This is a genomic window from Amycolatopsis sp. NPDC043885, assembly GCF_056435685.1.
Map to the genome: position 1 here is coordinate 335,552 of NZ_JBWKEA010000006.1, position 18,965 is coordinate 354,516.

General features: G+C 68.9%; 15 protein-coding genes and 1 pseudogene. 7 read left to right on the forward strand and 9 right to left on the reverse strand.

The window, feature by feature from the left end:
• The 4 genes and pseudogenes from AC069I_RS21025 to AC069I_RS21040 all read left to right on the forward strand — a co-directional run.
• Nucleotides 1-2,314: pseudogene (locus AC069I_RS21025) on the forward strand (hypothetical protein); the annotation flags it as partial.
• Between the two features lie 6 nt (nucleotides 2,315-2,320).
• A complete protein-coding gene (locus AC069I_RS21030; protein WP_478266221.1) occupies nucleotides 2,321-3,178 on the forward strand; it encodes an immunity 49 family protein in 858 nt (285 codons plus the stop codon).
• 34 nt (nucleotides 3,179-3,212) lie between these two features.
• Nucleotides 3,213-4,079, forward strand: a complete 867-nt coding sequence (locus AC069I_RS21035; protein WP_478266222.1) for a ferredoxin — start codon at nucleotides 3,213-3,215, stop codon at nucleotides 4,077-4,079.
• Nucleotides 4,080-4,198: 119 nt separating this feature from the next.
• Complete coding sequence (locus AC069I_RS21040; protein ID WP_478226222.1) at nucleotides 4,199-4,477, forward strand: hypothetical protein; 279 nt, start codon at nucleotides 4,199-4,201, stop codon at nucleotides 4,475-4,477.
• Nucleotides 4,478-4,802: 325 nt separating this feature from the next.
• Here the strand turns inward: AC069I_RS21040 and AC069I_RS21045 are convergent, their stop codons facing one another.
• From AC069I_RS21045 to AC069I_RS21065, 5 genes are all read right to left on the reverse strand, one after another.
• Nucleotides 4,803-5,960, reverse strand: a complete 1,158-nt coding sequence (locus AC069I_RS21045) for a cystathionine gamma-synthase (RefSeq protein ID WP_340687078.1) — start codon at nucleotides 5,958-5,960, stop codon at nucleotides 4,803-4,805.
• Between the two features lie 51 nt (nucleotides 5,961-6,011).
• Entirely contained in the window at nucleotides 6,012-6,584 is a 573-nt protein-coding gene (locus AC069I_RS21050) for a hypothetical protein (RefSeq protein ID WP_478226221.1), read from the reverse strand.
• Between the two features lie 43 nt (nucleotides 6,585-6,627).
• Nucleotides 6,628-7,188 carry a hypothetical protein gene (locus tag AC069I_RS21055; protein WP_478226220.1) on the reverse strand — a complete coding sequence of 187 codons (561 nt, stop codon included), beginning with the start codon at nucleotides 7,186-7,188 and terminating at the stop codon, nucleotides 6,628-6,630.
• A gap of 152 nt (nucleotides 7,189-7,340) precedes the next feature.
• Nucleotides 7,341-8,747: a hypothetical protein gene (locus tag AC069I_RS21060; protein ID WP_478266223.1), complete on the reverse strand. Its 1,407-nt coding sequence runs from the start codon at nucleotides 8,745-8,747 to the stop codon at nucleotides 7,341-7,343.
• 233 nt (nucleotides 8,748-8,980) lie between these two features.
• Nucleotides 8,981-10,351 carry a cystathionine beta-synthase gene (locus AC069I_RS21065; RefSeq protein ID WP_219148392.1) on the reverse strand — a complete coding sequence of 457 codons (1,371 nt, stop codon included), beginning with the start codon at nucleotides 10,349-10,351 and terminating at the stop codon, nucleotides 8,981-8,983.
• Nucleotides 10,352-10,530: 179 nt separating this feature from the next.
• Here AC069I_RS21065 and AC069I_RS21070 point away from each other — a divergent pair, with 179 nt between their 5' ends.
• On the forward strand, nucleotides 10,531-11,751 hold the full coding sequence (locus AC069I_RS21070) for an acetyl-CoA C-acetyltransferase (protein ID WP_478234753.1): 1,221 nt from the start codon (nucleotides 10,531-10,533) through the stop codon (nucleotides 11,749-11,751).
• A gap of 94 nt (nucleotides 11,752-11,845) precedes the next feature.
• Here AC069I_RS21070 and AC069I_RS21075 read toward each other — a convergent pair whose 3' ends face one another.
• The 4 genes from AC069I_RS21075 to AC069I_RS21090 all read right to left on the reverse strand — a co-directional run bounded on the left by AC069I_RS21075 (nucleotide 11,846) and on the right by AC069I_RS21090 (nucleotide 16,458).
• A complete protein-coding gene (locus AC069I_RS21075) occupies nucleotides 11,846-13,378 on the reverse strand; it encodes a DHA2 family efflux MFS transporter permease subunit (protein ID WP_478226217.1) in 1,533 nt (510 codons plus the stop codon).
• Between the two features lie 230 nt (nucleotides 13,379-13,608).
• Nucleotides 13,609-14,877, reverse strand: a complete 1,269-nt coding sequence (locus tag AC069I_RS21080) for a YeeE/YedE family protein (protein ID WP_478266224.1) — start codon at nucleotides 14,875-14,877, stop codon at nucleotides 13,609-13,611.
• 138 nt (nucleotides 14,878-15,015) lie between these two features.
• Complete coding sequence (locus AC069I_RS21085) at nucleotides 15,016-15,549, reverse strand: LppU/SCO3897 family protein (protein ID WP_478226215.1); 534 nt, start codon at nucleotides 15,547-15,549, stop codon at nucleotides 15,016-15,018.
• A 72-nt stretch (nucleotides 15,550-15,621) separates the two neighbouring features.
• On the reverse strand, nucleotides 15,622-16,458 hold the full coding sequence (locus tag AC069I_RS21090) for a Bax inhibitor-1/YccA family protein (RefSeq protein WP_340687070.1): 837 nt from the start codon (nucleotides 16,456-16,458) through the stop codon (nucleotides 15,622-15,624).
• Nucleotides 16,459-16,772: 314 nt separating this feature from the next.
• Here AC069I_RS21090 and AC069I_RS21095 point away from each other — a divergent pair, with 314 nt between their 5' ends.
• The gene (locus AC069I_RS21095; RefSeq protein ID WP_478226214.1) at nucleotides 16,773-18,242 is read left to right on the forward strand and encodes a SpaA isopeptide-forming pilin-related protein; all 1,470 of its coding nucleotides are present in this window, start codon (nucleotides 16,773-16,775) and stop codon (nucleotides 18,240-18,242) included.
• A gap of 11 nt (nucleotides 18,243-18,253) precedes the next feature.
• Nucleotides 18,254-18,937, forward strand: coding sequence for a class F sortase (locus AC069I_RS21100; protein ID WP_478226213.1), 684 nt, complete (start codon nucleotides 18,254-18,256; stop codon nucleotides 18,935-18,937).
• The last annotated feature ends 28 nt before the right edge of the window (nucleotides 18,938-18,965 follow it).

The window sequence follows — 18,965 nt, forward strand, 5'->3', positions numbered from 1 at the left end:
CACCCCCAGCCACACAGGCGACGGCGGCGGCTCGCCCCGGACGCACGGCGGCGACGGCGGCGGTTCGCCCACCCCTCGGTCCGACCCGTCACCGGGCCACCACGGCGGCAACGACGGCGGCGGCCCCACCCGGCCGACCGACAGCGGAACGACGACCAGCGGCACCGCGCCCACGGCACCCCGCCTCGGCGACGCCGGCCCGTCACACGCGCCTTCTCAGCGCGGTGGTCCCGGTGGCGACGCTTCGCATGGTGTCCCGCCGCAGGGCCAGCCGATCGCCGGCGGCATGCCGCCGCAAGGCGCTCCGGGTGGCGCCCCCGGCGGCACCCCGGGTTCGCCCGGCGGCAGGCCGCAGGGTGGCGGCTGGGCGGGAACGCCCGGTTCGCCGCGCACCCCGGACACGAACGCCCCGCGCACCCCTGACACCCACACCGGCCCCAGCCGCGGACCCGGCCAGACCGGTCCCGGTGGACGGCCGAACCAGCCGCATCAGCCGCAGCCGGTCGCTCGTGGCAACGACTTCGGCCCCGGCGCCCAGCCGCACACCGGCTCACCGAGCACCCACGGCCCGGGCAACCGGCCCGGCGGCACGGGCCCCGGCAACACCGGTCCGGGCGGCCGCGGCCCCGGTGGCCACTCCGGGCCGCCGCATTCGCCGGACGGGCACGGACCCGACGGGCACGGACCGCGCCCGGACCCGAACGGGCATCCCGACAGCACGCCGCACGACCGTGGCCCGGACGGCGAGCCGGATCGTCCGTTGACGCCCGACGAGGTCAACCAGCGGCATTCGGAGAGCACCCCCGCGGGTAGCTCGTACCACCGCGGCGACTCGGACATGGGCGACCTGCCGCACCGGGTCAAGCCGGATCCGGACGGCCGCTACACCGTCGACGTACACGTCACGCCGGACGGGCACGCCCGGATCGGCAACCGCACCTACACCCCGGAAGAGTTCGCGGACATCCTGCGGCGCAACGGGGATTACGACGGTCGCCCGATCCGCCTGATCGGCTGTGACGCCGGCTCGAACGACTTCGCGCGCCGTCTGTCGCGGGAACTCGACACCGAGGTGATGGCGCCGAGCAAGCCGGCTTGGACCGACTCGAACGGGCGCGTCTTCTCGTCCGACTACGAGATCGGCCCCGACGGCCGTCCCCGGCCCAAGATCCCGCCGAACGGCGAATGGGACGTCCACAGCCCCGACGGCACCGCCCGCCGGGCGAGCGACGACGGCTTCACCCCGGACACCTCGCACGCGGACAAGCAGGACGTGGACGCCGACAGCGCCCGCGACCGCGGCCGTCGTGAGATTCCGGACGAAGAGGTCGATATCGAGCGCCGGGACCGGGTACCTCGCGCCACCATGCAGGAAAAGATCAACGATCCGGACTACCGCGCCAAGTACTACGACGGACCGCACAAGGACGGTTCGTACACGCGTAAGAACGCGGACCAGCCCGACGCCACCGACGAACGCGTGCCGAAGATTCAAGAGAACCCGTCCAAGCCGGATGGTGAAAAGTTCTCGCCGAAGTCGGACGATTTCGAGGAATCGCGTTACCACAGGGATCGCGAAGTCGAACACCCAGCCTCGGCGAAACAAAAAGAGGACGCGCAGAAACTCATCGACGAACGCGCGAAGGCGAACGAGCGCGCCAAGACCGCGGAATCCGACTATCAGGACGCGAAAGAAAAGGGAACGCTCACCGAAGAGATCGAGAAGGAACGCAGCGACGCCCACCGAGTACGGACCGACAAGGGCGAAGAACTCGGCGAGCACGCCGGTGAAGACGCGATCCGGGACAAGTATCCGGACAAGGACTACGAGCGCACACCGCTGCCGACCGATCGGCACGGGGACAACACCCACCGGGACGGCCAAAAGCCCGGCTCGGGCCGGTTCGACCAGATTTACGAGGTCAAGAACAAGCACACGGGTGAGACCCATATCGTCATCGTCGAGGCGAAGGGTCCCAACGCCGGGCTCGGCGTCCGCGAGGGAGCCGGGAAACTCCGCTACGAACAGGGCCACCCGGAGTACGTCAAAAGCATCACCAAGAACATGGAGAACAACGGCACGCCCGCGGAAAAGGCGCTCGCCATGGATATCGACCGCGCCCAGCGCAGGGGCACTCTGGAGTACTCGGTCGCAAGGGCCCGAGTACGCGAGGAAGACGTGCTCGACCCCGCCGGGAAGCCGATTCCCGACCCCGATAACCCGGGTAAGAACCTGAAACGACCGGTGTACGGTGGCTATAACCTGAAGGAATTCGACCTGACGCCACGTCCGCCCAAGAACCGCAGGGAGTGACACCTCGTGCGCACTATCGCCCGGCATGACGTCGATGCGCCCAACGCAGAGGAGACCGTCGAGCTTCTCGTGGCCCGCGCCCATGAGGTACGCGAGGACATCGAAGAGATTCCGCTCGGCCCGGGCTTCGCGATGTCGCGATCCCTGTCCGAGTTCGGCAACCGCTGCGCGAACGACCCGAGGGCCGCCTGGGCCGACACCTGGTACGCACTGATCCGGGCAATGCAGTCGTCAGCCGCTCTCTTCCAGGCCGCGAGCAGTACGGATGGCGACGTCGAGTTCCGGTTCGGCGACGAGACGATCCGGCGGCAGGCGACCGGCCCTACCACCGACACCAACGCCGCGAACTGGCTGACCGCCCTGTATCTGGCCATGATCTGCCGCGAGCGCCCGCGGATCGACCTGCTGGCCGGTATTCCCATCGACCTGCTCCGCGAATCCGGCCACGAGTACGACGAGTTCCTCTATTCCTGGGTACGCGCCCTCCAGAGCTATTGGCGCGGCGAAGAGAACCTGATCGACACGGTGCTGGAGGCGATGAGCGGCACCGACCCCGAGCGGCTGGAACGCTTCGAAGCCGCTCCCGTCCTTCAGCTCTATTATCCGCCGATGGAGATGTTCTACCTCCTGACCCAACGCGAGGACGCCAAGTTCAACGACTCACTCGCCAACGCGCTGGAACTGCACAAGCGATACTGGACCGCCGACGAAGAGCGCTTGCGGGATCCCGAGGGCTTCGTCGCGCTGGGGCCGCTTGCCATCGCCTGTCTCGCCCACGACGCCGGGGTGACCATCGAGGTCGAATCGGATTACCTGCCGATTCACCTGCTGGACGGCACCCGGGTCGGCGAGATGTCGACGTAAGCCGCCGCCACGAAGGTGTTGAAAGGATGAGGGGATGAGCCAGCCACAGGGGCCGTTGAACCAGCAGCAGCAACAGCAGCTCGTCTGGCAGATCGGCCATGCCCTCGCGACGCCGCTGCCGCCCGGCTGGCAGCAGATGCGCGTCGAGTACCGGGCGGCGGGCAGGCACGTCGAGGTCGACCTGCTCGTCACCGGTCAGGACGGTCTGCCGCGTCCGGTGCAGCCGAGTCCGGAAGCCGTGCAACTGCTCGGGAACCTGCGGGCGGGCATGTACCGGCCCGGCCGCGGGACGTGGCTGAGCGCGATCCTGGTCTACGGTTCGGCGACCGTGCTCAGCACGGACTTCCTCGCGGACGTGGAGCCGCCGTGGCGGCAGGCGCCGCCTCCGATCGGCTTCCAGGACGAACTGCGGTTCTTCCCCCGCGCCGAGCAGAGCATCCCGCCGTGGCTGCGGCAGCGCGCCGGGCTCGACATCGCACCGGCGGGCGAGCCTTCGGTGGCGACTCCGCTCGCCGAGACCCCGGAGGCGCTGAAGTCGCCGCGGGTCTACGACGGTCTCGACGAGTCCGGGCGCCCGATGGTGAACCGTGAGCAGCTTTCCCCGGCTGAGCGGGACCGTGTGCTGGAGTACCTCGACGGTGCCCCGGTCGTGCTGGCGTCACGGAGTTACGACGCCGACGCCTTCGATCCCGACAGGGAACCGTTGGTGCCGCTGAACTTCCGCACGGACGGCCGGTGGTACTGGCCGGGCGCGGTCGCCTACTACCTGCGTGAGCACGACGTGGCGCCCGATCCCGAGCTGCTCGGTCACATCCGGGCGCTGCGGTTCACCCTGCCCGAGGTCGGAGAGCCCGAACGCGAACTCGCGGTCGCCGCGATCACCGGTCAACCGTCCACTTAGGACCCGGTGCTGCGCGGGTGATTCGAGGCCGGATCATGCCACCTGACGGATACGTCACGTGACAGGTTCACGGTCCGGGTACTCTTGACGGCGGCGGCGAAGGCGACCAGGGAGCGCACATGGCACGGGGGAACATCGGCAGGGTCCGGGCGACCCGTTCCGCCGGGATGCTCCCGGTCGTGCTGGCTCTCACCTCGGCCGCGCTGCTGACCGGCGCCGCCGTCTACACGGTCGACCGCGCCGGTTGCGTGGATCCGGGCCAGTACATCCGGCACGACAACCACATCGAACTCGTCGGCGGCTGCGTCGACGGCTCCGAGCTGCCGGCCGCCCCAAAGGGGACTTCCCACGAGGCCGACGCGAAGAGCGGCGTCACTCCCAGCAACTACCGCCCATAGCCGGGCGCTTCCACCCACCACACCGCGCTGACCAGCGCGAACAGAGCAAGGGACCTTTGCTACCGCTTGCTTAGCTTGGCTAAGCGAGCGGTAGCAAAGGTCCCTTGCTCCCACGCGCGCAGCGGCCCGGCTCGGCCCACGGGTCACTGTGTGGGTTTTGGGACAGCTGACGTCCCAAAACCCACACGGTCGGTCAGCGTCGCTACGCGGGGTGAGGGGCGTGGGGAAATAAGGACACTCAACGTCTCTATTCCCGCACACCCTCCTGCCCTCCGGGGAGAGCGGTAGCAAAGGTCCCTTGCTCGCTCCCTGGGCTCGGCGGCGGTCAGCCCAGGGCCTTGGCCAGATCGTCGACCAGGTCGCTGCCGTCCTCGATGCCGACGGACAGCCGCAGCAGGTTGTCCGGCACCTCCAGGGTGGACCCGGCGGTGCTCGCGTGGGTCATCCGCCCCGGGTGCTCGATGAGCGATTCGATCCCGCCCAGCGACTCGGCGAGGATGAACAGCTTCGTCTTCGACGCGACGTCGAGCGCGGCCTGCTCGCCGTCGATGTGGGTGAACGAGATCATCCCGCCGAAGCGCCGCATCTGCTTCGAGGCGACCTCGTGGCCGGGGTGCTCCGGCAGGCCCGGGTAGTAGACACGATCGACCTTCGGGTGCTTCAGCAGCATCCGGGCGATCAGTTCGGCGTTGTCACTGTGCCGCTCCATCCGCAGCGCGAGCGTCTTGACCCCGCGCAGGGTCAGCCACGCGTCGAACGGGCCGGGTACCGCGCCCGCCGCGTTGCGCAGGTAGAACAGCTGTTCGCGCAACTCGTCCTCGTTCGTCAGAATCGCACCACCGACGACGTCGGAGTGCCCGCCGAGGTACTTGGTCGTCGAGTGCAGGACGACGTCGGCGCCCAGCGAAAGCGGGTTCTGCAGGTACGGGGTGGCGAAGGTGTTGTCGACGACCAGGCGGGCGCCGGCGCCGTGCGCGACCTCGGCCAGCGCGGCGATGTCGGCGATCCCCAGCATGGGGTTCGTCGGCGACTCGCACCAGATCAGCTTCGTCTCCGGCCGGATCGCCGCGCGGACCTCGTCGATGTTCCCCAGGTCGGCGACCGTGTGCTCGACGCCCCACAGGCTGAGCACCTTGTCGATCAGCCGGAACGTGCCGCCGTACGCGTCGTTGCCGAGCACGAGGTGGTCTCCGGGCCGGAGGGTCGCCCGCAGCAGGACGTCACTGGCCGCCATACCCGACGCGTAGGCCAGACCGTGCCGCGCGCCTTCGAGCGCCGCCAGCGCGACCTCCAACGCGGTGCGCGTCGGGTTCGCGGTGCGGGAGTACTCGTAGTCGCCTTCGCGCGTGCCGCCGACGCCGTCCTGCGCGTAAGTCGAGGTCTGATAGATCGGCACGATGACCGCGCCGGTCCGGGGATCAGGGGTCTGCCCGGCGTGGATCGCGCGCGTCTCGAAGCCCAGCAGAGAGTAATCGTCGGCCATACGGTCAAGGGTACGACCACCCGTGCGGGATCCCATCGTCTGGGATCGAACTCACCACTGCCCGGGTGGCTGTCCCTGCTGCTGGGCACCGGGAGCCGGCGGGTATCCGAAGTTCGGCGGCTGCACGGCGCCGTCGGTCTTCGGCTTGGCCGCCAGCCAGCGCGCCGTCGGCGGGACCAGCGCCAGCACAAGGGTCGCGATCGCCGGGATCAGGACCACGAAGAGGAGCCAGCCGAAGCCGAAGTGCAGGCTCACCCCGCCGTACGAGAAGTAGAAATGCCCGATCGCCCGGAGCAGGAAGGTCAGCGCCACGAACCCGATCGCGGACGCGGCTCCGATCACGGTGAGCACCCGTCCGGCCCGCTTGCGCAGGAGCAGCATGATCCCGCCGCCCAAGAGCAAAGCCGTGCTGACGAGGTCCAGCGCCGCCCCGACCACCAGGAACGAAATGACGTAGTGGGACAGCTCGATGACGTGGGACGCCAGCCCGGCGAGGAACCAGAGCCCGCCGAGAATCGCGAGGATCCCGGCGATGATCGCGGTCGCACCGCTCGGCTGCCGCATCGGCGGCGGGTAGGCACCGGGTGCCGGATAGCCCTGCGGTGGGTATTGCTGGAAGGTCATGTCTCCCCCTGTCGAATTCCTGGGCCGTGAAGTACGCCGGATCTCACCATCCGCCCTGCTGGGGGAACTGGTTCTGCGGCCGGTACGGCTGCACCGGCGCGGGCCGCCAGCGCAGGTACCTGAAGGTCGGCGGGAGCACAGCCAGCAGGAGCGCGAGCAGCCCGAACACGACCATGGCCAGGCGGAGGACGCCGTCGAAGGTCGCGAACCGGAGCAGGATGTCGAGGTGGATCCGGTACGGCACGCGGAAAGCGATCGGTTCCAGCACGACGGCCAGGATGGCGAGCAGCGAGCCGAGGATCAGCAGGATGGCGCCGATCAGCGACCGGAAGAACGTCGTCAACGCGCCCATCAGCAGGAACAACGCGGCGAGCAGGTACAGCACCAGCTCGACGAGCGCGAAGCCCGGCAGGTTCGAGAGGCTGAACCCCGACGGGAGCTCGATGAAGTAGCGGATCGGGATGAAGCCCGACGCGAGGGCACCGACGAGGCCCAGCACCGCGGCGATGATCGCCGTCGCCCCGGAGGGCCGGGCCTGCGGAGCGGGATATCCGAAAACCGGCGGTCCGGGCTGCTGGGCGGGATATCCGTACGGACCGGTCACGTCGCTCCCGTCGGCCAGGTGTGGGTTGACGGCGCTCACCCTAGCCCGCGGGACCTGGCCACGGCAGGCGAATCGGGATACCCCCGGCTAAACGGAAACACCCCCGGCGAGTGCCGGGGGTGTTCCGAACGAAACCGTTCAGTGGTGGTGAATCACCACTGCTGCGGGGGCTGACCGGGCTGCTGGCCCGGCTGGCCGAAACCGCCGCTGGGCGGACCCTGCTGGCCGGGCTGCTGCCCGAAACCGCCGGGCTGCTGCGGAGGCTGACCGAAGCCGCCCTGCTGCTGGCCCGGCTGGGCGAACCCGCCGCTGGGCGGACCCTGCTGGCCGGGCTGCTGCCCGAAGCCACCGGGCTGCTGCCCCGGCTGCGGGAAGCCACCCGAAGACGGCTGACCGGGCTGGCCGAAGCCACCCTGCGGCTGTCCGTACGGACCAGGCTGACCCGGCTGACCGGGCTGGCCGAAGCCACCCTGCGGCGGACCGCCGAAACCGCCGGGCTGGCCGCTCTGCGGGGCACCCAGCACCGAACCGCCGCCACTGAGACCCACGAACTGCGCGGTCGCCGGGATCAGGCCCAGCACACCGACGATCAGGATCACGATGCCGAGGAGCAGGTGCAGCAGGCCACCGCCGATACCGGCGCCTTCCCTGGCGGAAGGCGGCAGCTTCTCCAGGAAGTCCGACGACGGGGTCGAACCGACGAGCAGGAGGACGCCGAACAGCACCAGAAGCGCGCCACCGGCGGCGGCGACGATCGGCGCGATCTTCTTCACCGTGCCCGGGAGCTTGCCCGCGAGGGCGAGCCCGACACCACCGGCGAGCGAAACGAGCGATCCGACCAGAAGCATGATCACGTAGAACCACGTGGCGCCCGGACCGGCCACGCCCGCCTCGTCGAGGAACTTGTCGATCTGTTCCTGGTTCGGGGCGCTGTCGAAGACCTTCGAGTAGTCGCTCGCGTCACCGAAGTAGACGAACGACACGATCAAGGCGATCAGGCCGAGCAACGCCACGACACCGCCGGCGATGAACCCGAACATCGGGTTCCCGCCGCCACCGCCCGCGGCGGCGGGGCTGTAGCCCTGCGGCGGTCCGCCGAAACCGGGCTGCTGGCCGAAGCCGCCCTGCGGCGGTCCGCCGAAGCCCTGCTGCGGCTGGCCGAAACCAGGCTGCTGGCCCTGCGAGGGGTCGAAGCCGCCCTGCTGGGGCTGGCCGAAGCCCTGCTGCTGACCGAAGCCGCCACCCTGGGCGCCGTAGGCACCGGCGGACGGGTTGTCGGCCGCGCTCGGCGGCGGGGCGTACGGGATGGCGGGCGGCTGCGAACCCGGCGGCACGAGCTGGGTGGACTCGGCGGTGGGGCTTTCCCCGCCGCCGCTCACCGGCTGCACGACCTGGGTCGCGTTCGCGTCGTTGGAACCCGGCTGGACCGGCTGCACGACCTGCGTGGGCTCCGGCGTGTCGCCGAACCCGCCTCCCTGGGGCTGCTGCTCATAGGAGGGCTGCTGCCCGTACTGCGGTTGCCCGTAGTCGGGCTGGGCGGGCTGGCCGGGCTGCACCACCTGGGTCGGTTCCGGGGAACCGAACGGGTTGTCTTGCTGCGGCTGAGGGCCACTCGGGGGTCCCTGCGGTGGCTGGGCGCCACCCCAAGGCTGATTCGGTGGCTGCGGAGCACTCATTTGGGTCTTGAACCCCCTTGACGAGGACATAAAAGTTCAACTCACCGGACACGCTATCGGATAGCCGGTCGGGCCGCTCGTAACGCCCCGGCCCGACCATCCGATGAAATGCCTCTTTACCGTCCCGCGAGAAACGCGAGCAGGTCGTGCCGGGTGACGACCCCCGCCGGCTTGCCGTCGACCAGCACCAGCGCGCCGTCCGCGCCCGAGAGCGCGTTCATCGCCACGCTCACCTGTTCACCGGCGCCGATGGTCGGCAGCGGCGGCGACATGTGCTGCTCGAGCCGGTCGGCCAGCTGGGCCTTGCCGGTGAAGAGCGCCTCGAGGAGATCGCGTTCGTTGACCGCGCCGACGACTTCGGCCGCCATGACCGGCGGTTCCGCGCTGACCACGGGCATCTGGCTGACGCCGAACTCGGAAAGGATCGCCACCGCTTCGGCGACGGTCTCGTTCGGGTGACTGTGCACCAGGCTGGGGAGCGAGCCGCTCTTCTTCGTCAGGACGTCGCCGACGGTCCGGCCGCTGGAGTCCGGCGGCAGGAAACCGTAGGAGGACATCCAGCTGTCGTTGAACACCTTGGTGAGGTAGCCGCGGCCGCCGTCGGGCAGGAGCACGACGACGACGTCGTCCGGGCCGAGGCCCTCGGCGAGCTTGAGCGCCGCGGCGACGGCCATGCCGCACGAGCCGCCGACGAGCAGCCCCTCTTCGAGCGCGAGGCGGCGGGTGATGTCGAAGGAGTCCGCGTCCGACACCGCGATGATCCGGTCGGCGATGTTCCGGTCGTAGGTGTCCGGCCAGAAGTCCTCGCCGACGCCCTCGACCAGGTACGGCCGCCCGGACCCGCCGGAGTACACCGAGCCTTCGGGGTCCGCGCCGATGACCTGGACGCGGCCGTCGCTGACCTCCTTGAGGTACTTGCCGGTGCCCGAGATCGTGCCGCCGGTGCCGACGCCCGCGACGAAGTGCGTGATCTTGCCCTCGGTCTGGCGCCAGAGTTCCGGGCCGGTCGAGTGGTAGTGGCTGGCGGGGTTCTCCGGGTTGGCGTACTGGTTCGGCTTCCAGGCGCCCTCGATCTCACGCACGAGGCGGTCGGAGACGTTGTAGTACGAGTCCGGGTGCTCCGGCGCGACCGCGGTCGGGCAGACCACGACGCGGGCGCCGTAGGCCTTGAGCACGTTGCGCTTGTCCTCGCTGACCTTGTCCGGGCAGACGAACACGCACTTGTACCCCTTGCGCTGCGCCACCATGGCCAGCCCGACGCCGGTGTTGCCGGACGTCGGCTCGACGATGGTGCCGCCGGGCTTCAGCTCGCCGGACCGCTCCGCGGCTTCGATCATCCGCAGCGCGATGCGGTCCTTGACGCTGCCGCCGGGGTTGACGTACTCGACCTTGGCCAGGATGAGCGGCTGGAGCCCCTCGGCCAGTGCGTTCAGCTTGACCAGAGGGGTGTTGCCCACGAGGTCCACGATGTGCTCGACGTATTCCACACTCACAGCCTAAACGCCGCAGGTCGCGATGTGCCTGCTCGAACTCCGGCGTAAGGGGGTGTCGTCGTAAAGAGTGGCGTGGATCGCGTTCGCCTTTGACCCGCACCTTCCTCCGGTGGAGGATGCGAGGTGAGCAACCGCTTAGCGCGTCTGGATCGAAAACAAGGGAGTGTCGTTCCATGCCCGAAGCCGTCATCGTCTCCACCGCCCGATCCCCGATCGGCCGCGCCGGCAAGGGATCGCTGGTGAGCATCCGCCCGGACGACCTCGCCGCGCAGATGGTCCGCGCCGCGCTAGACAAGGTCCCCGAACTCGACCCGACGCAGATCGAAGACCTCATGCTGGGCTGTGGTCTCCCCGGCGGCGAGCAGGGCTTCAACATGGGCCGCGCCGTCGCCGTCGAACTCGGCTACGACCACCTGCCCGGCTGCACGATCACCCGGTACTGCTCCTCCAGCCTCCAGACCACCCGCATGGCGCTGCACGCGATCAAGGCCGGCGAAGGCGACGTGTTCATCTCCGCCGGCGTCGAGACCGTGTCGCGCTTCGCCAACGGAAGCTCCGACTCCTGGCCGAACACGCACAACCCGCTGTTCGCCGACGCCGAGGCCCGCACCGCGCAGGTGGCGGCCGAGGGCGCCGACAGCTGGACGGACCCGCGCGAGAACGGCGCCCTGCCGGACGTCTACATCGCGATGGGCCAGACCGCCGAAAACCTGGCGCGGCTGAAGAACGTTTCGCGTGAGGAGATGGACGAGTTCGGCGTCCGCTCGCAGAACCTCGCCGAGAAGGCCATCGCGGACGGCTTCTGGGCCAAGGACATCACGCCGGTCACCCTGCCGGACGGCACCGTGGTCTCGAAGGACGACGGCCCGCGCGCCGGCGTCACCCTCGAAGGCGTCTCCGGCCTCAAGCCGGTCTTCCGCCCCGACGGCCGGATCACCGCGGGCAACTGCTGCCCGCTCAACGACGGCGCGGCCGCGGTGATCATCATGTCCGACACCAAGGCGAAGGAACTCGGCCTCACGCCGCTCGCCCGGGTCGTCTCCACCGGCGTTTCCGGGTTGTCGCCGGAGATCATGGGCTACGGCCCGGTCGAAGCGTCGAAGCAGGCCCTCGCCCGCGCCGGGATGTCCATCGGTGACATCGACCTCGTCGAGATCAACGAGGCGTTCGCCGCGCAGGTCATCCCGTCCTACAAGGACCTCGGGATCGACCTCGACAAGCTGAACGTCAACGGCGGCGCGATCGCCGTCGGCCACCCGTTCGGCATGACCGGCGCCCGGATCACCTCGACGCTGATCAACTCGCTGCGCCACCACGACAAGCAGTTCGGGCTCGAGACGATGTGCGTCGGCGGCGGCCAGGGCATGGCGATGGTCCTGGAGCGCCTCTCCTGACCCGCTGACCTGCGGAAAGGGAGCAAGGGACCTTTGCTCGCGTTCGTTAGTGCACTAACCGACGCGAGCAAAGGTCCCTTGCTCCCTTTCGGGCCTAGTGGGTCATGATCGGCGGGACCGCGGCGACCTCGCCGTCCGCGCCCTCCGGCAGCGCGGGCTTGGTCTTCGGCAGGAACGCCGCCGGGATCAGGCACAGCGCGAGCAGGATCATCGACCACAGGAACGTCGTCGAGAACGCGTCCGCGGTCAGCCCCGAAGCCGCTTCGCGCGTCGCAGGGTTCATCACCGCGGCCGTCGCGGCCAGCTGCCCCTGCGCCGTCGGCACACCGAACTTCCCGGCGAGCAGCGCCGCCAGGATGATCGACAGCACCGCCGAACCGATCGCCCCGGCGGTCTGCTGCAGGATGTTCGTCGCCGTCGACGCCTTCGCCATGTCCTCCGACTTGAGCGTCTGCAACGCGGCCGAGGTGATCGGCATCATCGTCGCGCCCATGCCGAGCCCCATCACGAACAGCGCCGAAAGCAGCAGCCAGTACGGCGTCGCCGCGGTGATCTGGGTGAAGGCGATCAGGCCGGCGAGCATCAGCACGAGACCGGGCAGCACGATCTTCCGCGCGCCGATCTTGTCCGCGAACCGGCCCGCGATCGGCATGGTCAGCATCGCGCCGACACCCTGCGGGGCGAGTAGCAGACCGGCGTTCATCGCCGATTCGCCGCGCGCCAGCACGAAATACGTCGGCAGGAGCAGCATCGCGCCGAAGAACGCGACGCAGAAGAAGGTCATCGTCACCATGGCGACGGAGAACGACCGGTTCTTGAACAGTTTCAGGTCGAGCAGCGGGTTCGCCACGCGGTTCGCCCGGACCACGAACGCCACCAGCAACGCGATCCCGGCCAGCGCGGGCAGCCAGACGTCCACCGCGCCGACACCGCCCGCCGCCGGGATGTTCGAAACACCGAAGATCAGCGCCGCCAGGCCGGGCGAGACCATCAGCATGCCGAGGAAATCGAAGCGTTCACTGGGCTCCGGCCGGTCCTTCGGCAGCAGGCGCCACGCCATGGCCATGGTGATCAGGCCGATCGGCACGTTGATGTAGAAGATCCAGCGCCAGCTCACCGCGTCGACCAGCCAGCCGCCGAGGATCGGGCCGCCGATCGGGCCGAGCAGCATCGGCACCCCGAGCACGCCCATCACGCGCCCGATCCGGTGCGGTCCGGCGGCCCTGGTCAGGATCGTCATGCCGGCGGGCATCAGCATGCCGCCGCCGAAGCCCTGCAGGACCCGGAAGACGATCAGCGATTCGACGTCCCAGGCCATGCCGGCGAGCATCGACCCGATCAGGAACAGCCCGATCGCGGTCATGTAGAGCCGTTTGGTGCCGAACCGGTCCGAAGCCCAGCCGGTGATCGGGATGACCGTCGCCAGGGCGAGCATGTAGCCGGTCGCGATCCACTGGATGGTGTCGAACGAGGTCTGGAACTCGATGGTCAGTTTCTGGAGCGCGACGTTGACGACCGTCGTGTCGAGGATCGCCATGATCGCGCCGAGGATGACGACGCCGGCGATCTTGAGCACGCCGGCGTCGAGTTTGTCGCCGCCCGGTGCGGCCGGGCTTTGCGTTGACATGAAAAATCCGTCCCTGATGCTCAGTGTCCCCCGGGACGCGACAACCCCCCGCGGTCGCGACTACGGAATCGACGCCCGGCCTCGCGCCGAGCTCCCCAAACGAGCTTGTGCATTAATGCGCAAGCTCAGTACGTAGCCGAGGGTAGCCGAACACGGGTTTTACCTGCCAACCTTTTCCCCGCATGCAGGCCTAAAGGGCAGACCCGCATACGTCTTGTCACGAAGAGTGATCAGCAGATGCTGTCCGTGGGAGCCGGGTTGCCGAGCCCGAACAGCGGTCGCAGCTTCAGCCCGATCCAGGTGCCGCCGAGCGCGAAGACGCCCCACAGCCAGCCGTGCAGGCTGCCGACCGAGATGCCGCCGAGGTAGGCACCGATGTTGCACCCGCCCGCCATCCGCGCGCCGACGCCCATCAGGATCCCGCCGAGCACCGCGGCGACCGCGGTCCGCCACGGGATCGAACTGTGGATCTTCCACGCGCCCGCCGCCGCGGCCGCGACACCCGCGCCGATCATGATGCCGATGTCGGTGAGGCTGTTCTTGTCCTTCCAGATCGGCCCCGCCAGCGACGCCGCGTTCGCCTTGATCCGCCAGAACTCCCAGGTCTCGGGGTGCAGGCCGAACACCTGCAGGATCTTGGCGCCCCACAGGCTGAACGCGCTCGTGACACCCCAGATCCCGCCGGAGACCAGGAAGACCGCGCCCGCCAGCACCCCGAGCACGACGGCGCCGACGAGGATCGGCCAGGAGCCGCGGTAGATCCGGGCGAAACCGCGCGCGGTCGGCACGACGTCGACCGGCGGCGGGTTGCGGCGCTTCTGCACGAACCGGGTCCCCAGCACGATCGCGGCGAGGACGGCGACGGTGATCGCCCACGAACCGAACCAGCCGACATGGTCGGCGAGCAGGATGCCCTTGAATTCGGGCCAGCCCGACAGCAGCGGATACGCCCACGTGCAGAGGACGGACCCGGTGATGAAACCGCCGAGGGTCAGCACGATCGTCGACTGCCCGGAGCCGACCGCGAACAGCGTTCCCGAAGCGCACGCGCCACCCAGTTGCATGCCGATGGCGAAGATCGTCGCGCCGACGAACAGCGCGAGCCCAAGCCCACCCGCGGTCGGATTCGGCGAGCTGCCGAAGAGCCCGGATCCGGTGCCCGCGATCAGCGCGATCAACGTCGCCGCCGTGCCGAGCAGCAGCGTGTGCGCCCGCAGGCCCTGGCCGTTCCCGACCGCGATCAGCTGGCGCCAGGCCGAAGTGAACCCGAAACGTGAGTGGAAGAGCGCGAGGCCGAGCAGCAGGCCGAGGATGAGCAGGACACCGAATTTAGCCCCGTGCGCGGCCCAGACGTACCAGGTCAGCCCGACCGCGAGGGCACCCGCGACCGCCAGCGGCACGACCTTGACCGGTTCCTCCGGTCGCGGGACCGGGGCGGCGCAGGAGGTCGGGAAGTCGAGAAGTTTCCTCTCGCCGGCTTGGGTTTCGGTCGTCGCCACCAGGACTCCAGGTCGATCGGCGGGGTGGGGGACGAGCAACGTTAGGACCGGTGGCGGCCCGGTCGCAGCGCGTCCCACTCTGTGCGACGAACGGCGGCGCGCGCAGTGCCGGATGGCTGCGGTAGCAAAGGTCCCTTGCTACTTGGTGCTCTTCACGCAGACCGTCGAGGGCGGTGTCGAGTAGCTCTTGAGGTGAGTCGCGTCCGTGTCGTCACAGGTCGCGACACTGTCGACCACCTTCAGGACCTCCGCGTCCCGCGCGGGATCCGAGCAGGGCACCTTCTGGTAGGCCACGCTGTCGGCCAGGAAGTTCTCGAGACAGTCGCCCTGCTTGGCGTTGATCATCATGCAGAGCTTGTACGAGGCGAAGGTCTTGTCGACGGTGAGCTGGTCATACTCGCCCGCGGGGCAAGCGCCACCCGCGTCGGTCTTCGCGCCGGCCTTCGCGTTGGCCTCGGCCGAACCACAGTCCGCCTTGACCGGATCCTCGCCGATGTCACCGAAAGTGGTGACCGCGTAGCAGTCCCCCACCCGGACGTCGTCGGTGTTCGAGAGGTAGCCGACGATCCACGACGACGCGCTCAGCACCACGATCGCGACCGGCACCAGGAGGCCGACCCAGAACCACTTGGAACGCTTCGGCCTGGCGGGTTCGCCACTGTGCTCGGTCATGGGGTCAGCGTATTCGCGGCGACGAAAAAGGGCGCCCCGATCGCTCGGAGCGCCCTTTCGCGAAAGCCCGGATCAGTCGTTTTGGAAGTACGACAGCAACCGCAGGATCTCGAGGTACAGCCAGACCAGGGTGGTCATGAGACCGAAGGCGGCGAACCACGCCCACTTCGACGGCATGCCTTCGCGGATCATCCGGTCGGCCTGGTCGAAGTCGAGCAGGAAGCTGAACGCCGCGACACCGATCACCACGAGGCTGAAGATGATCGCGATCGGCCCGCCGTCACGCAGCGGGTTGAAGCCGAAGAAGCTGGTGATGAGGTTGACCAGCATCAGGATCGCGACACCGACGACGGCGCCGATGATCCACTTCGTCAGCTTCGGGGTGACCTTGACCGCGCCGGTCTTGTAGACGACCAGCATCGCGATGAAGACACCCGCGGTACCGATGATCGCCTGCAGCGCGATACCGGGGTACAGCGCCTCGAAAAGACCGCTGATCGCACCGAGGAAGACACCCTCGGCGGCCGAGTACGCCAGCGTGAGCGGACCGCTCGGCTTCTGCTTGAAGATGATCACGAGCGAGATCACGAGGCCGACGATCATGCCGCCGACGAGCGCGCCGATCACGCCGCCGCTGATACCGGTGATCCGGCCCGCGGCGTCCACGGGCAGCTGGCTGATCGCCCAGATCGCGGTGAGCACACCGGTCACCAGCGCGGTGCCGAGGCTCAGCGCCGTCTTGATGACGACGTCGTCGACGGTCATCGGACGGTCGTCGGCGCCGGCGGAGGTCTGCGGAGGGCCGTAGCCGGGCACGCCGCCCTGGGGTTGGTTGAAGCCTACGTTGGGTCCGTACTGCGCCGCGCCACGCGGCAGGTTCCGGAACGCCGGGTTGCTACTGGATCGCACCTGATCCTCCTGGATCTACTGGCACCTGCATCGGGTTCAACGACCGCGTGGGCCGCCCGGTTCCCGTCGAAGTAAAGACGACTTTACTCACAATCGGCGCGACGCCCATCCCCCACACCGTATGCGGTGGAGATCACCGACCGTTCACCGATACCCCACCTGATGCCGTATTGCCAAAACCGCTGATCACCCGCCACCCTCCACGTTACGTGTTCGGATAGTCACCGAAGGCGTGTCGGGGAACCTATCGATCGTGTGACCTGCGCCGACGTAAATGCGCCGGGGCGGAGCACGGCCAAAGGAGTCAACACACCATGGGGTGGACCACACGCCCGAGCGTGCGTTCGCGCGCCTTGACCAGCCTGATCGCGACGTGCCTGCTAGGCGCTTTGTCCGCCACCGTCGCGGTGACACCGGCCTCGGCCGCCGACAACGAAGGCATCGGCTTCGGGGTTACACCCGGCCAGCCCTACAAGGACGTGAAACCGAAGAAGGACTGGCTCGGTTCCTACGTCGTCAACGGCAAGCACGTCTTCTGCGTGAGCTTCCAGCAGAAGGCGCCGGACACGAACGAGGAGTACAAGCCCGGCGACGAGCTGCTGGACAAGTGGGGACAGAAGCTGCCCGCGGACATCGCGGCCAACATCTCCTACCTGCTGCTTCGCTACGGTGGCACGCAGGACAACGCCGAAGCCGCCGCACTCGCTCACCTGCTCCATTCCTGGACGGCCAAGCCGCGATCCGACGCCGACACCGACCCGGAGCTGCCTTCCAACAAGATCGGCTACAAGATCCAAGATCATCTCGACAAGCTGAAGGCCCAGTTCCCCGAAGGCGCCACGGCCGTCGAGAAGCTGACCAAGGACGCCGAAGCGAACCGCGGCCCGTGGACCACCGCGATCACGCCGCCGAAGGAAGACCAGCACATCGGCACCGCCGGCGAGTGGACGATCAGCGTCAAGAACGCCAAGGGCAAGGGCGTCTCCGGCGTGCCCGTGCAGCTCACGCCGTCGAACGCGACCGTCGACAGCGGCGAGAGCACCAAGCCCGCGTCGACATCCAACGCCAAGGCCGAGAAGGCCACGACGGTGAAGACGGGCGAGGACGGCACCGTCACGGTCAAGGTGACGCCGACCGGTGACCAGCCGAAGCTGGCCAGCTCGCTGTCCGCCCCGGCGGACCGGCCGTACGTGCAGTTCCCCGTCAAGACCGGCGTGCAGAAGGTCGTCTCGACCGGCGGCGAGAAGGAACTGAAGGCCCAAGGTGTCGCGGTCGTTTCGAAGCCGGGCAAGGTCCAGGTGACGAAGGTCGACGCGAAGACCGACAAGGGCGTGGCGGGCGCCGTGCTGCGGATCACCGCGAAGGACAAGACGACGGCCGCGATCGGCCACGACGGCAAACCCCTCAACGGCGCCGACGGCAAACCCGCCGTCGTCACCACCGAAGGCGAGAACGGCACCGTCATCGTGGAGAACCTGCGGACCCCGCAGGAGATCTGCGTGGTCGAGGTCAGCGCGCCGCCGGGTTACACCAACGCGTTCGACCCGAAGAATCCGCCATCCGCCTGCGGTGAGGTCGAACCGGGTGAGACGCTGGCGCTCAAGGTCGCCAACACGCCCAACGAGGTACCGCGCACCATCCCCGCCGGCGACCGGCCGGTGGCGATGATGCAGGGCACCGTCGAGAATTCGGCGTCGACCGCCGGCATCCTCGGCGTCGGCGCGCTCGCGCTGCTCGGTTCGCTGATGGTGGGCGTGGCCGCGCGGCGGTCTTCGCGACGCTAAGAGGTTCTGGGATGTCAGTACGACGCGGGTTCGCGCTGGGAGCCGTCACGGTCCTGTGCGCGGACCTCGTCGCGGCCTTGCTCATCTGGCCGCCGACGACAGTGGTGACGGGGACGGCCCAGGCCGTCTCCGTCTCGGTCGCGGGCGGCGCTCCGGCCGCGCCCGCGCAACAGGAGGTCCCGCCTCCGCCGGACGTCGTCCCCACGACTCCGACGGCCACTCCGCCGGTGTCGAAGAAGCCCGAAGCCCCGAAACCGCAGCGGCCGGGGACGATCCGGCTGCCCGCGGGCGGTGCCGCGAAACTCGTGCGCAAGGAACTCGGGCCGGGCGCGGAGCTTCCCGTGCCGGAGAATCTCGGCGAGGTGACCTGGTGGGGCGCCGAGCTGAGCGCGGCCACCGGCGCGAGCGTGTTCGCGGGCCACGTGAACTGGAAGGGCGCGACGGGTCCGTTCGCCGAGCTGTGGACCGAGCGGATCGGCGGCACGGTCACAGTGGTCGACAAGGCGGGCAAGTCCTGGCAGTACAAGGTCTCCCAGCTGATCACGCTGAAGAAGAACGAACTGCCGCAGCGGGCGGACGAGCTGTTCGGCCAGTCCGGTCCACATCGGATAGTCCTCGTCACCTGTGGCGGCCGCTGGGTCGGCGGGGAGACCGGCTACGCCGAGAACCGGGTCGTCATCGCCGACCCCGCCTAGTTACCCGTGAGTAACTTCACTGGTGTCG

Coding starts and splice junctions, on each gene's coding strand:
- AC069I_RS21035 (WP_478266222.1), top strand. CDS start 3,213: ATGAGCCAGCCACAGGGGCCGTTGAACCAGCAGCAGCAACAGCAGCTC.
- AC069I_RS21040 (WP_478226222.1), top strand. CDS start 4,199: ATGGCACGGGGGAACATCGGCAGGGTCCGGGCGACCCGTTCCGCCGGG.
- AC069I_RS21045 (WP_340687078.1), bottom strand. CDS start 5,960: ATGGCCGACGATTACTCTCTGCTGGGCTTCGAGACGCGCGCGATCCAC.
- AC069I_RS21050 (WP_478226221.1), bottom strand. CDS start 6,584: ATGACCTTCCAGCAATACCCACCGCAGGGCTATCCGGCACCCGGTGCC.
- AC069I_RS21070 (WP_478234753.1), top strand. CDS start 10,531: ATGCCCGAAGCCGTCATCGTCTCCACCGCCCGATCCCCGATCGGCCGC.
- AC069I_RS21075 (WP_478226217.1), bottom strand. CDS start 13,378: ATGTCAACGCAAAGCCCGGCCGCACCGGGCGGCGACAAACTCGACGCC.
- AC069I_RS21085 (WP_478226215.1), bottom strand. CDS start 15,549: ATGACCGAGCACAGTGGCGAACCCGCCAGGCCGAAGCGTTCCAAGTGG.
- AC069I_RS21095 (WP_478226214.1), top strand. CDS start 16,773: ATGGGGTGGACCACACGCCCGAGCGTGCGTTCGCGCGCCTTGACCAGC.
- AC069I_RS21100 (WP_478226213.1), top strand. CDS start 18,254: ATGTCAGTACGACGCGGGTTCGCGCTGGGAGCCGTCACGGTCCTGTGC.